The sequence below is a fragment of the Clostridium sp. DFI.1.208 genome, assembly GCF_024463855.1.
Taxonomy (GTDB): Bacteria; Bacillota_I; Bacilli_A; order Erysipelotrichales; family Erysipelotrichaceae; genus Clostridium_AQ.
Window position 1 is genome coordinate 1 of record NZ_JANGCA010000043.1, and the last position, 13,950, is coordinate 13,950.

At 47.7% G+C, this 13,950-nt stretch carries 11 protein-coding genes; 10 read left to right on the forward strand and 1 reads right to left on the reverse strand.

The window, feature by feature from the left end; translation table 11 throughout:
* Nucleotides 1-466 precede the first annotated feature (466 nt).
* Nucleotides 467-2,050, forward strand: coding sequence for a tetratricopeptide repeat-containing diguanylate cyclase (locus NE665_RS17875; RefSeq protein ID WP_117443077.1), 1,584 nt, complete (start codon nucleotides 467-469; stop codon nucleotides 2,048-2,050).
* Between the two features lie 360 nt (nucleotides 2,051-2,410).
* Here NE665_RS17875 and NE665_RS17880 read toward each other — a convergent pair whose 3' ends face one another.
* A complete protein-coding gene (locus tag NE665_RS17880) occupies nucleotides 2,411-2,662 on the reverse strand; it encodes an SdpI family protein (RefSeq protein WP_233104751.1) in 252 nt (83 codons plus the stop codon).
* A 604-nt stretch (nucleotides 2,663-3,266) separates the two neighbouring features.
* Here NE665_RS17880 and NE665_RS17885 point away from each other — a divergent pair.
* The 9 genes from NE665_RS17885 to NE665_RS17925 all read left to right on the forward strand — a co-directional run bounded on the left by NE665_RS17885 (nucleotide 3,267) and on the right by NE665_RS17925 (nucleotide 13,948).
* Entirely contained in the window at nucleotides 3,267-4,157 is an 891-nt protein-coding gene (locus tag NE665_RS17885) for an aspartate carbamoyltransferase catalytic subunit (RefSeq protein WP_117443076.1), read from the forward strand.
* A gap of 36 nt (nucleotides 4,158-4,193) precedes the next feature.
* Nucleotides 4,194-5,486, forward strand: a complete 1,293-nt coding sequence (locus NE665_RS17890) for a dihydroorotase (RefSeq protein WP_117443075.1) — start codon at nucleotides 4,194-4,196, stop codon at nucleotides 5,484-5,486.
* A complete protein-coding gene (gene carA, locus NE665_RS17895) occupies nucleotides 5,483-6,562 on the forward strand; it encodes a glutamine-hydrolyzing carbamoyl-phosphate synthase small subunit (RefSeq protein ID WP_117443074.1) in 1,080 nt (359 codons plus the stop codon). Before NE665_RS17890 ends, carA begins: the two co-directional genes overlap by 4 nt.
* Nucleotide 6,563: 1 nt before the next feature.
* On the forward strand, nucleotides 6,564-9,779 hold the full coding sequence (gene carB, locus NE665_RS17900) for a carbamoyl-phosphate synthase large subunit (protein ID WP_117443073.1): 3,216 nt from the start codon (nucleotides 6,564-6,566) through the stop codon (nucleotides 9,777-9,779).
* Nucleotide 9,780: 1 nt separating this feature from the next.
* Nucleotides 9,781-10,527 (forward strand): dihydroorotate dehydrogenase electron transfer subunit, encoded by a 747-nt coding sequence (locus tag NE665_RS17905; RefSeq protein WP_117443072.1) that lies wholly within the window; start codon nucleotides 9,781-9,783, stop codon nucleotides 10,525-10,527.
* Complete coding sequence (locus NE665_RS17910) at nucleotides 10,527-11,435, forward strand: dihydroorotate dehydrogenase (RefSeq protein WP_117443071.1); 909 nt, start codon at nucleotides 10,527-10,529, stop codon at nucleotides 11,433-11,435. The genes NE665_RS17905 and NE665_RS17910 overlap by 1 nt, the downstream gene beginning before the upstream one ends.
* Nucleotides 11,435-12,136 (forward strand): orotidine-5'-phosphate decarboxylase, encoded by a 702-nt coding sequence (pyrF, locus tag NE665_RS17915; protein WP_118654571.1) that lies wholly within the window; start codon nucleotides 11,435-11,437, stop codon nucleotides 12,134-12,136. The genes NE665_RS17910 and pyrF overlap by 1 nt, the downstream gene beginning before the upstream one ends.
* The gene (gene pyrE, locus NE665_RS17920; protein WP_117443069.1) at nucleotides 12,137-12,775 is read left to right on the forward strand and encodes an orotate phosphoribosyltransferase; all 639 of its coding nucleotides are present in this window, start codon (nucleotides 12,137-12,139) and stop codon (nucleotides 12,773-12,775) included.
* A gap of 96 nt (nucleotides 12,776-12,871) precedes the next feature.
* Complete coding sequence (locus tag NE665_RS17925; protein WP_117443068.1) at nucleotides 12,872-13,948, forward strand: carbamoyl phosphate synthase small subunit; 1,077 nt, start codon at nucleotides 12,872-12,874, stop codon at nucleotides 13,946-13,948.
* Nucleotides 13,949-13,950: the final 2 nt, after the last annotated feature.

A 13,950-nucleotide genomic window follows, 5' to 3' on the forward strand; every position in this document is an offset into this window, starting at 1 on the left:
GAAAAATTCTAACGCATAATCAATGAGTTTTTGTGTACCAAAAAATATGATTCCTTCAGTTATTTTGTAGTTAAGACACAATATTTAAAAATGGCATCAACCACATTTCCTTAGGTTGATGCCATTGAGCTGTAGTATCTGCCTTTTTTGCAGCCTCAGCTAGTTCAAATAAAAAAGCATAACGAATAGAAGCATGTTTTCCATAAACGGATAAGTCGCTGTATATCGAAAGGTGACTGAAACGCATAAAACAGCAGAGGTATTGCACTTCCGTGAAGATATTGCTGTGTCGGATATGGGAATAGGATAATCCTTTTCCATGACGCTGCTGTGACATGGATTGAATATTGCTTCGTTATTGCTTCGGAAAGGAAAATTTGCATTGCTTTTGAGAGTAGAAAACGCTTGTAAGATTCCCCTGAGAATGTAATAATATCTACATAAACAACAGGCAGGGGTGAGTGCTATGGCAGATAGCAGGTATCAGAAGTGGAGTACGAAAAAGATTCAGGATGAGATTCTTCGTGTACGCCTGATTGATCTGGAAAAAGAACAGGAGCTTTGCTTTACTCTGAATGAGAGGGCAAAGCTGACCAGTGATCGCTATGCGCTCGCCTTTTCCTATACCTTCCTTGCGGATTGCTATTTGGCAGTCCGGGATAATAAAAGCTGTATTCTTTATCTGTCCCGTGCAAAATCACTTTGTGAAGCACAGCAGTATGATGATCTCCTCATTCGCATTTACAATTTCTACGGGATGTTTTGCAATGCTATATATGATGAAATCACGGCCCTGGATTATTATCTGAAATCTCTGGATATTGCAGAAAAAAATCAAAATTATATGCAGATGGCATCCGCTTACAATAACATAGCCACCTGCTTTGATTTAAAACACAATTATGAAGAGGCTGTTGTCTTCTATCGGAAAAGCTATGATGTGCTGGCACAGGAAAAAGAGAATACAGCATATTCCCGAGCGGTTTCCTTGACCAACCTGTGCAACTGCTCATTCAAGCTGCATAACCTAAAGGAGCTACAGGCATATATCACACTGTTTCAACGGATCGATCAGCAAGCGTTTGTAGAAGGAATGCTGCTTTTATACCGGTACTGTGTGCTGATGGAATACTATATGAAAAAGGATGAGAAGTTCAGAGCACTGACGAAGGAGCTGTTTGAGATACAGCAAAAGGTGGAAAATCGATTGCTGGTACATCAGGTTATTACCAATGTCTGTGATATGATGCTGGATATCAATGCGCGTGACTATGCAGAGGAATGCTTGAAGATACTTGCGGATATCAATCAGGATGATGATATCAAATCAAGGAAGGAGCTGCAGAAGCTGATTGTAAAATACTGTGAGAAATTCTGTAATGAAGCGCAGCAATATAAGGCCTATAGTGAATTTCATAAAATTATACTGGCCATCGAGGATATGGATGTGGACGATTACAGTGCAGGACTTTCTGCGAAAATGGAGCTGCATCGCAGTAAGGCGGTACAGGTGGATTTGGAGAAGGAAAACGAAGCGCTGGAAAAAACGATGAATCTCGATGATCTTACACATGTATGGAATCGGCGCTGCTTCAACCATGATATGGAGAGTTCGCAGCTATTTGAAGCGGACACTCTTGCAATCGCTATGCTGGATATCGATTATTTTAAGGAATACAATGATTTGTATGGTCATCAGATGGGGGATCAGGCACTGGTGGAGGTTGGCCGCACACTGCTGTCGGTGAAGGGGGACGGTATACGGCCTTATCGCTATGGCGGTGATGAATTTTCCATTATCTTTCTGAATCAGGAGGAAAAAGAGGTGAAGCACATCCTGGATACGGTAAAGCGGGCAGTTGCCGAGAAGCACATCGAGCATGCAGGATCATATACCGCTGCAGTGTTATCCTTATCCTGTGGATATGCGTTTACTGCGGACAGGGAAAAGGATCAAAGAAAGCTGTTAAAGGAAGCAGACGCTGCGTTGTATCGAACAAAGGCGAATCGTACAAAGGGATCACTTTACACAGGGCAAGGGACTCTTTGACTTTCCCTGAAAAACAGATGATGCCAAGCGACGGCATAAAAAAGGATATGGGCATCTATTGGTGGGATACTCATATCAGGGTAAAAATATATGGAAAGCAAAAAAGAAGAAGTAAATTCCGATGCAGGAGCTTATTTCTTCTTTTCTTTACGCTGTTTGAGAAGCAGTGAATCATGGATATGCTTGTAAACGAGGTTTTTCCTGCTTTAGCTTGATAAGGATGAACAGGCTGCTGTAAGAAAGCCGCAGCTTCATTGCTGCTATTCAAAAGGATAACAGGTTTCTACAAAAGATGGTTCACTTGTTTAAATGGGAAGAGGAAAACAGCGCCTGCTTTTGCATAGAATCCTATGCCCCTCGTTATTCTGTCATACGGATGCCGTCCTTATTGAAAATTTTATGCAGGCTGCGTTCTACAGGGAGCAGCGTCAGAAGAAGGATAATGCATTGCAGCAAACAGAGAAGGCTGCCATAGATGCCACATGCTGTATCGCTTTTTCCATACAGTAACAGCATACAAGGAAGAGAGAAAATCGCACAAATCCATCCCCAGACAAACCAGATTCTGCCACATAGCAGATGTGCGGTTTTCCATGTGTCTTCATTTTTCATGGACAGGGCTGTGCATTATCCGTAAACCCCATTGATTTCCTTTGGGGGATGGTTTTGGAATAAAAAGCCAAAGCCTATCATGGTCAAGGGAATCAGAAGATTCATAATAAGCATAAACAGCCAGAAAGCCATATGGAACACCTCCCATCTAAATATAGTATAGCACTATTTAAACCCGACGTCATGGGGAACTGCTGTCAGCTGCAAAGCGACTTGCTTTCATTGTTGGCAGAAAAACGATGTGAAAGGAAACGGAGATAAGCAGAGCAATCTTGTACAATATGCAAACCGCCTCAGCGAGGAGGCTGTTCCATGTTTTTTTTTTGCATAGGATAAGCGGGACAGGGAAATCATTGCATTCACGCAGACCTGCTGAAAACGCTTATCACATACAATATAAAACAGAAAAAGTCCAATCTCTTCAACCTGTGTAAAAAAATCTTGCAATACGACAGATATATGGTAAAATATTGAGTGATAAAAGGTCCTTTAAGATAATCCAGAGAGGTTATGAAGGCGAACACCAAACCTGAAGTGTATAGAAAGGGTCCTTTTGTGTATCAAAATGGACCTTTTTTTGATAGGACCGGCAGGAGGATAGCATATGAACAAGAACAGTTTACTGAGAATCTGTGACTTAACGAAAGAAGAGATTTTTCACATTCTTGAGGATGCTGCTGCTTTTTCCAGTTCTCAATCAGATTGGCAATTTCCGCGTAAAACGCTGGTTGCTAATCTTTTTTTTGAACCAAGCACGCGGACACATTTCTCATTTGCCAGCGCAGAGCATCAGCTGGGTGCCTGTGTAGAAAATTTCACTGCACAGGGAAGCAGCGTGGAAAAGGGGGAAACGCTGTACGACACGGTCAAGACATTTGAAAGCATCGGCTTCGATGCTGTGGTCATCCGTCACAGTCAGGATGAATATTTCAGGGAGCTGGAAGATATCCGGATTCCGATCCTGAATGCCGGAGACGGCTGTGGGAATCATCCGACCCAGTGTCTGCTGGATCTGCTCACCATCTATCAGGAATTTCAGACATTTGAGGGCATCAAGGTGGCTGTCATCGGTGATATTGCACATTCCCGTGTTGCGAACAGCATCAAGGAAGCGCTTGGCATGCTGGGGGGAGAGGTTGCCTTCTCTGGCCCGGATGAATGGGTCGCAAAGGATGCATATTACAAACCGGTAGATGAGGCAGTGCAATGGGCGGATGCCGTTATGATGCTTCGCATTCAGCATGAGCGTCATGAAGAAACCATGGCGATGAGCAAGGCGGAATATCTGGAGCGCTACGGTCTGACGAAAAAGCGTGCTGCCATGATGCAGCCGCATGCCATCATCATGCATCCGGCACCGGTCAATCGTGGTGTGGAAATCGACAGCGATCTGGTGGAGGCGGAAAACAGCCGTATCTTCAAACAGATGAGCAATGGAGTCCTTGTGCGCAAGGCAGTGATCAAACGCGCGCTCGGCTATCCATTTGATAAATAGCATACATAGCGCATGAACAAGGAAAGAGGTGCAGTTATGAAACTAATTCAGCAGGCCCGTATCATTACCAAAGGAAATGAAACAGAACGGATGGATGTGCTTTTCGATGAAACACAGATTGTAAAGATTGCAGAGCATATTGATCCTGCGTTGGCACAGGAGGTCATCCCGGCAGAAAATTGTGTACTACTCCCCGGGCTGATCGATGTGCATGCCCATCTGCGTGAGCCGGGCTATGCACATAAGGAAACGATTGCCAGCGGAACTGCGGCAGCGGCTCATGGCGGCTTTACAACCATCATGGCGATGCCCAATGTCATCCCGTATCCGGATAATACGGAAACGATGAAGACATATCTGGCGAAAATCAAACAGGACAGCCTTGTCCATGTGATTCCCTATGCCTGCATCACGAAGGCGGAGGCGAGTCAGGAGTTGAGTGACATGGAAGGACTGCATGCTATGGGCATTCATGCATTCAGTGATGACGGTGTCGGTGTAGCAACAGCAGACATGATGAAAGCAGCCATGCAGAAGTGTCGCGATGTTGACGGTATCATCGTTGCCCATACCGAGGATATGAGCTATCGCAAGCCGAATGCCTGCATGCATGCGGGCATTCGCAGTGAACAGCTTGGTCTTACCGGGATTCCCAGTGCCTGTGAATATGCACAGTTTCAACGGGATTTAGCACTTGTCAGGGAAACCGGCTGCCGCTATCATGTATGCCACATGAGTGCGCAGGAAAGTGTGGAGTCTTTGCGCAAGGCAAAGAAGGACGGGCTGAATGTCAGCGGGGAGGTAACGGCACATCACCTGCTGCTCAATGAAATGGACGTGGAGAACGCCAATCATAAGATGAACCCGCCACTGCGCAGGGAAGAGGACCGTCAGGCTCTGATTCAGGGGTTGCTGGACGGTACCATTGATATGATTGCCAACGACCATGCTCCGCACAGTGAGGAAGAAAAAAGCAGAGGAATGGAGAAGGCTCCCTTTGGCATCGTTGCGCTGGAAACTGCATTTCCGCTGCTGTATACCCGCTTTGTGAAAGAAGAAGGCATCTTCACGCTGGAACAGCTGGTGTACTGGATGAGCGAGGCGCCCGCAAAACGCTTTCAGATGGAGCGTAAGGGAAAACTGAAAGAAGGAAACGCTTCGGATTTTGTATTGATGGATCTGGACAGCGTACGAAAGATAGAGAAACAGGGATTCTATTCCATGGGAAAAAACACACCGTTTGACGGTATTGTCTGCAGCGGCTTTGCGGCAAAGACATTTGTGGATGGAATCTGCGTATACGATAACAGGGAGGGTTTGCTGAAATGAAAAAGCGACTATTGATTCTTGAAGACGGCAGTGTTTACGAAGGAATCGCCTTTGGAGGCGACCGGTATCAGATGGGAGAGCTGATCTTCCAGACGGGTATGAGCGGGTATCAGGAAATTATCTCCGATCTGTCCTACTATGGACAAATCGTCATGATGACCTATCCTGCGATGGGAAACTGCGGGATCAACCGTGATGATTTTGAAAGTATCTCACCGAAGATGTTTGGCTTTGTTGTCAAGGAATACTGTGAGACACCGAGCAACTTCCGCAGCGATATGACGCTGGATGCCTTTATGAAGCTGAAGGGAATTCCCGGTATAGCGGATATTGATACGCGTGAAATTACAAGAAAAATTAGAGATCACGGTACGTGCAAGGCAATCATGGCAGATGCGGATGCTGATGTAGAAGCGCTTGTGAAGCAGCTGCGGGAAACAGAGCTTCCTAAGGATGGTGTACAGGTGGTTTCCACAGTGAAGCCGTTCCCGATTCCATCCCGTGGACAGAAGGTTGTCATGGTGGATATCGGAACAAAGTTTGCTGTGATTCGTGAATTCAATATGCGCGGCTGCGATCTGATCGTCGTACCTTATAATATGAGTGCACAGGATATTCTGGCAATCCATCCGGATGGCATCGTCTACAGCGGTGGTCCGGGAGCACCGCAGGACATACCGGAAACGGTAGCCACCTGTAAGGAGCTGCTGGGCAGTGTGCCGATGCTGGGAATCGGTCTGGGTCATGAGGTTATAGCGGCTGCATGCGGTGCAACGGTTGTGAAAATGAAGGTTGGTCACCATGGGAATTCTTCTCCGGTGCGTAATCTGAAAAAACAGAAAATTGAATTTACCGCACAGAATCACGGATATGAGGTCACACCGGAATCCATTGAGGGAACCGGGCTGATTACAACCTACACGGCGCTGAATGACGGCTCCATAGAAGGCTTTACCCATGAAACCTATCCGCTGTTCTCCTTCTCCTTTGAGCCGGAGGCAGCACCAGGTGCGGATGACTGTACCTATATCTTTGATGATTTCTGCAATTTGATGAAGGAAAGGAGTGCTGAATAGAATGCCGAAAAGAAGCGATATTAAGAAAATTATGGTGATTGGCTCCGGTCCGATCGTCATTGGACAGGCAGCGGAATTTGACTATGCCGGCTGTCAGGCATGTACAGCGTTGCGTGAGGAAGGCTATGAGGTTATTCTGATCAACTCCAATCCTGCAACGATTATGACGGATACCGTCATTGCGGATCGTGTATATATCGAGCCGCTGACACTGGAATTTGCAAGCCGCGTTATCTATAAGGAGCGCCCGGATGCTATTTTGGGTAGTCTGGGAGGACAGACCGGTTTAAATCTGGTTGTTGAGCTGGCAGAAAGCGGTATTCTGGATGAATACCACGTGGAGATTTTGGGAACGGCACTGGATGCTATCGAAAAGGCAGAGGATCGTGATAAATTCCGTGAGCTGATGTATGAAATCGGGGAGCCGGTTCCGGAAAGTGTGATTGTCCACACCGTCGAGGAAGCTGCTGCATTTGCTGCTGAGAACGGCTATCCGGTTGTTGTTCGTCCTGCGTTTACGCTGGGTGGAACCGGAGGCGGATTTGCACACAGCGAGGAAGAGCTGCGTGTTATCTGTGACAACGGTCTGAAAATTTCTCCGGTACACCAGTGCCTGATCGAACAGAGCATTGCCGGTTATAAGGAAATTGAATACGAGGTTATGCGTGACAATGCAGATAATGCAATCGTTGTCTGCAATATGGAAAATGTTGATCCGGTCGGTATTCATACCGGGGATTCCATTGTTGTTGCGCCAACGCAGACACTGACGGACAGAGAATGCGGCATTATGCGTGCATCTGCACTGAAAATCATCCGTGCATTAAAAATCTGTGGCGGCTGCAATGTACAGCTGGCACTTGATCCAAACAGCTTCAACTACTATGTCATTGAGGTCAATCCGCGTGTATCCCGTTCCTCCGCTCTTGCCTCCAAGGCTACCGGCTATCCGATTGCCAAGCTTGCGGCAAAGGTGGCGGTTGGCCTGACGCTGGATGAAATCATCAATCCGGTCACAACGACCAGCTATGCGTGTGTGGAGCCGTGCATTGACTACGTTGTCGCAAAATTTCCGCGCTTTGCCTTTGATAAATTCCCGAAGGCAGACCGTACGCTGGGAACACAGATGAAGGCGACCGGAGAGGTTATGTCCATCGGACGCACCTTCGATGAAGCGATTTTAAAGGCTATCCGCTCTCTGGAAATGAAGACGGATCATCTGGAACAAAATGATATCAATGCGATGGATGAGGATGCCTTATGGAAGAAGCTTGCACAGTGTGATGATGAGCGCATCTATGTCATTACCGCATTGCTGCGCAGAGGGGCTGACATCGAGGACATCTTCGCAGTGACAAAAATGGACCGCTACTTCCTGAACCGCTTTAAAAATATCGTTGCACAGGAGGCACTTATCCGGCAGCATCCTATGAATCTGGAGATTTTAAAGGCTTCCAAGAAAATGGGCTTTGCGGATTCCTGGATAGCAAGAAGCTGGCATGTAGAGGAAGCAGCTCTCTATGATACAAGGAAACAAAACGGCATTACGCCGGTATATAAAAATGTGGATACATGTGCAGGGGAGTATGTTTCCCATACGCCGTATCTGTATTCCACCTATGAGCATGAAAATGAATCCATTCGCAGTGACAACCGCAAAATTATCGTTCTGGGCTCCGGTCCCATCCGGATCGGACAGGGTGTGGAGTTTGACTATGCGACCGTACACTGTGTGAAGACGATTCGTGAACGCGGCTATGAAGCTATCGTTATCAACAACAATCCGGAAACCGTGTCAACGGATTACTCCATTTCCGATAAACTGTATTTTGAACCGCTGACGATTGAGGATGTTATGCATGTCATCGATTTGGAACAGCCGCTGGGGGTTGTGGTTCAGTTCGGCGGGCAGACGGCAATCAATCTTGCTGACAAGCTGGTTGCACGCGGGGTAAAGATTCTGGGAACCTCCCTGGAAAATATCGATCGTGCCGAAGACCGTCATGAATTTGAGGAAATGCTGCATAAGCTGGATATCCCGCAGCCGCAGGGAGAAACTGCTGTAGAGGTTGAGGAAGCGGTGAAAATCGCAAACCGTATCGGATATCCGGTACTGGTACGCCCATCCTATGTATTGGGCGGACGTGCGATGGAGATTGTGCACAACGACGACGACCTGCGTGTCTATATGGCAACGGCAGTGAAGGAAATCAGCCATGATGCACCGATTCTGGTTGATAAATATATCATCGGCAAGGAAATGGAAGTGGATGCGATCTGTGATGGTGAGCATGTGTACATTCCGGGCATCATGGAGCATATCGAGCGTGCCGGTGTGCACTCCGGTGACTCCATCAGTGTCTATCCGGCGCCGACAGCCAGCCAAAAGGTGAAGGATACAATTACAGATTATGCGATTCGCATCGGTAAGGGATTCCATTTCATCGGTCTGTATAATATACAGTTCATCGTGGAAACCGATAAGAAAAGCGGAGAAGAAAGAGTGTATGTTCTGGAGGTCAATCCAAGAAGCTCTCGTACCGTACCGTTCCTGAGCAAGGTTACCAATGTTCCAATGTCCTATGTAGCAACACGCTGTGTTCTTGGTGATTCCCTAAAGGAGCAGGGCTATGAGGAAGGTGTGCATCCGGAAAGTGAGCGTGTCTTCGTCAAGGCACCGGTGTTCTCCTTTGCGAAGCTGCGAAGTGTTGATACGACACTGGGGCCGGAAATGAAATCAACCGGAGAAGCACTGGGCGGTGATGTGACGCTGGAAAAGGCGTTATACAAGGCGCTGCTGGCAAGCGGGGTAAAGATTCCGCTGCATGGAAATGTTTTGATTACGGTTGCGGATGATGACAAGCAGGAGGGTCTGAAGATTGCGAAGCGCTTCTCAGCCATCGGCTATGGCATTTATGCGACAAAGGGAACGGCACAGTATCTTTCCTCCAACGGCATCTATGTGAAAACCGTAGACAAGGTGAAGGAGGAAACGGACAACAATGTCATTGATGTCATCCGCAAGGGACGCGTCAATTATGTGGTTAATACGATGAGTATCTCCAGCGAGGTGAACCGTGACGGCTTTGAAATCCGCCGTGCTGCCGCTGAGAATAACATCAGCTGCTTCACGTCACTGGATACCGCCAATGCGATTCTGCGCGTGCTGGAATCCCAAACCTTTACAACCATTTCCATGAATGAACTGGAGGGATAAGATGCAGGAAGAAAAAGGACTGATCTTAAGTAATAAGAAGTTAGCGAAGGATACCTACCGTATGGAAATACAGGCATCCATTGCAAAGGATATGAAGCCGGGACAGTTTGTGAATGTAGCGGTGGAGGGGTTTATGCTGCGCCGCCCCATCAGCATCTGTTCTGTTGAAGATAAAACACGCTTTGTCATCATCTACAAGGTGGTAGGGGATGGCACTGCCAAGCTTTCCACGCTGCGCACGCAGGGAATCATCGATGTGTTTGGTCCCCTTGGCAGCAGCTATCCGATTCATGAGGAGGAGCATGAGGTGCTGCTGATCGGTGGCGGTGTGGGAGTGCCGCCGCTGTATGAGCTGGCAAAGCAATACCGTAATATCAATGCCTCTGTTCATGTGGTGCTTGGCTTCAATGATCAGGAAAGCGTATTTTACGAGAATGAATTTCAGCGGCTGGGCTGTCATGTTGCGGTAGCGACCATGGATGGAAGCTATGGGACAAAGGGAACGGTGATGGATGCCATCGAAGAGCATCATATCACGACAGAGTTTACCTGCAGCTGCGGTCCAAGACCGATGCTGAAAGCAGTGGAAGCGCACTACACCCGCGGCTATATGTCCTTTGAAAGCCGTATGGCATGCGGCATCGGAGCCTGCATGGCGTGTGTGGCAAAGGACAAGTTGGAAGAAAACATGTACCATCGCATTTGCAAGGAAGGTCCTGTTTTCCCAATCGGAAAGGTGGAATACTGATGGATCTGCATGTAGAACTACCGGGACTTCATCTGAAGAACCCCATCATCCCGGCCAGCGGCTGCTTCGGCTTTGGACGTGAATTTGCCGAGCTGTACGATCTGAGTCTTTTGGGAGGTATTGCGATCAAGAGTGCAACACCGCACAGCCGATTCGGAAATCCGACACCGCGTGTTGCGGAGACACCGTGCGGCATGCTGAATGCCATCGGTCTTCAAAATCCGGGGGTGGATGTCATCATGGAGCGGGAGCTGCCATGGCTGGCGCAGTTTGATACGGAAATCATTGCCAATGTGGCAGGTGCCAGTGAAGAGGAATATGTCGAGGTGATCACGAAGCTGAATCAAAGCGAGGTTGTCAAGGCATATGAGCTGAACATCAGCTGTCCGAATGTGAAGCACGGGGGAATCGGTCTGGGTACGGATCCCAAGCTGGCGGCGAGTGTCACCCGCATGGCTAAGGAAGCGGCGCAAAAGCCGGTCTATGTCAAGCTGTCACCGAATGTTACCAACATCGTAGAGATTGCCAAGGCAGTAGAAGCGGCAGGGGCAGATGGGCTGGTGCTCATCAATACCCTGATGGGTATGCGTATGGATCTGCATACGGGAAAGCCGCTGCTGGCCAATGTGACCGGCGGTCTGAGCGGTCCTGCCATCAAACCGGTAGCACTGCGTATGGTGCATCAGGTGGCATCTGCCGTCAATATCCCGATTATCGGTGTCGGTGGTATCACGCGTGCGGAGGATGTACTGGAATTTCTGTATGCCGGAGCAAGTGCGGTTGAAGTTGGAATGCAGAACTTTATTGATCCGCTGTGCTGTGTTAAAATAATAGAGGATTTGCCAAAGGTCCTGAAGAAATATGGGAATAACAGTCTGAATGATGCTGTTGGAAGGAGTTTTCGTTGATGAGTAAAACAATTGTTGCTCTGGATTTTTCCAGAAAAGAAGACGTCATGAATTTTCTTGATAAATTTAAAGAACCGGTATATGTGAAGGTCGGAATGGAGCTTACCTATGCGTTCGGTTTTGAAATGATTCATGAAATCAAAAAGCGCGGACACAAAATTTTTCTGGATCTGAAGCTGCACGATATACCAAACACTGTAAAAAACGGTATGAAGAATCTGGCAAAGCTGGATGTGGATATCGTTAATCTGCATGCGGCAGGTGGAAGTGCCATGATGAAGGCAGCAATCGAAGGTCTGGAAGAGGGAGCTGTCCATGGCAAGCGTCCGCTTTGTATCGCTGTAACTCAGCTGACAAGTACATCACAGGAAGCAATGAATGAAGAGCTGCTGATTCCCGGAGATGTAAAGGATGTTGTCATCTCCTATGCGAAGCTGGCAAAGGAAAGCGGACTGGACGGTGTTGTGTGCTCTGTTCATGAAGCAAAGGCAATTCATGAGGCATGCGGGTCTGACTTTCTGACGGTTACACCGGGTATTCGTCTTGCGGATGATTCCAAGGATGATCAAAAGCGCGTGGCAACCCCGGCATTTGCCAAAGAACAGGGCTGTGACTACATCGTCGTGGGAAGAAGCATTACAAAAAGTGCCGATCCGGTGGCTACCTATCATGAAATTGAAAAAACGATGGAGGGTAAATAAATGAATATTGAAAAAACTGTCGCAAAGAATCTGCTGGATATCCAGGCGGTATCTCTGCAGCCAAATGATCCATTTACATGGGCAAGCGGAATCAAATCACCAATCTACTGTGACAACCGTCTGGTACTTTCCTTTCCGGAAAAGCGCAGTGTGGTTGTGCAAGGCTTTGTAGAACTGATCAAGCAGGAATATGCAGAGGCTGAGGTCATCGTCGGTACAGCGACTGCCGGTATCCCATGGGGAGCGATGGTGGCAGACAAGCTGGAGAAGCCGTTTGGCTATGTGCGCAGCTCCAACAAGAGTCATGGAAAAGGAAATAAAATTGAGGGAAAAATCGAACAGGGTGCCAAGGTTGTTGTCGTAGAGGATCTGATTTCAACAGGAGGCTCCGTCAAGGATGTCATTGAATCTCTGCGTGAGGCAGGTGCCGAGGTACTGGGCGTTGTGGCAATTTTCACCTATCTGTTACCGGCATCTACAGAGCTGTTTCACAGTATTTCCTGTGAATTTAAGACATTGAGCAATTATGATGTACTGATAGATGTGGCATTGGAGAATGCCTATATCAAGGATGGTGACCTTGAGAAATTAAAGGCATGGAAACAGGATCCGAAGGATGAATCCTGGATGGAAAAATAGAATAGAGAGCACAATGCATTGGGGCATAGAATACAGCAGGTATTCTATGCCCTTTTGGTGGAAACGGCAATTGTAAGGACTTACAGGAGGAGCTATATGAAAAAACGTTTACTGATACTGGAGGACGGCAGTGTATATGAAGGCTGCGGCTTCGGAGCTGATCATTATCAGGTAGGGGAGCTTGTATTCAATACCGGAATGAGCGGCTATCAGGAGGTACTGTCCGATTTATCCTATTGCGGTCAAATCGTTATGATGACCTATCCGATGATTGGAAATTATGGAATCAACCGGGATGACTTTGAGAGTCTGGATCCTGCTGTGTTCGGCTTTGTTGTGAAGGAATACTGTGCGCAGCCAAGCAACTTCCGATGCGATCTGACACTGGATGAATTTTTAAAGCTAAAGGAAATACCGGGAATCTGCCATGTGGATACCCGCGCGATTACAAGAAAGCTGCGCAGCAGCGGTACCATGCGTGCCATTATGGCAGATGCGGATGCAGATGTGGAAGCAATGGTCAGGCTGTTGAAGGAGACTGATTTTTTGCACGATCAGGTTGCACGCGTATCCACGCAGAAGCCATTTCCAATTCCAGCTCGTGGGAAAAAGGTTGTACTGATGGATTTCGGGGCAAAGCATGGCATCATCCGCGAGCTGTCCCGCAGAAGCTGCGATCTTGTTGTTGTACCATATAATACATCAGCACAGGCAATTCTTGCCCTGCATCCGGATGGCATTATGCTGAGCAACGGTCCGGGGGATCCCAAGGATATGACAGGCGCAATCAAGGAAATCCGCGAGCTGATCAAGCATGTTCCGGTATTCGGCATCTGCCTTGGACATCAGCTGATTTCTCTGGCGTGCGGTGCCAATACGGTCAAGCTGAAATTCGGACATCGCGGCTGTAATCATCCCGTCCTGAATCTGTCCAGCGGAAAAGTGGAAATCACCTCGCAGAATCACGGCTATGCTGTGGAAGTAGAAAGTCTTGCGAGCACAGACCTGATAATGACACATCAGGCACTGAATGATAAGAGTGTGGAGGGTGTCCGCCATAAACGCTACCCGGTATTCAGTGTACAGTATCATCCGGAGGCTGCACCGGGACCGGAGGATGCGAATTATCTGTTTGATCAATTCATGGAACTGATGGAAAAGGAGAATGCGTAATT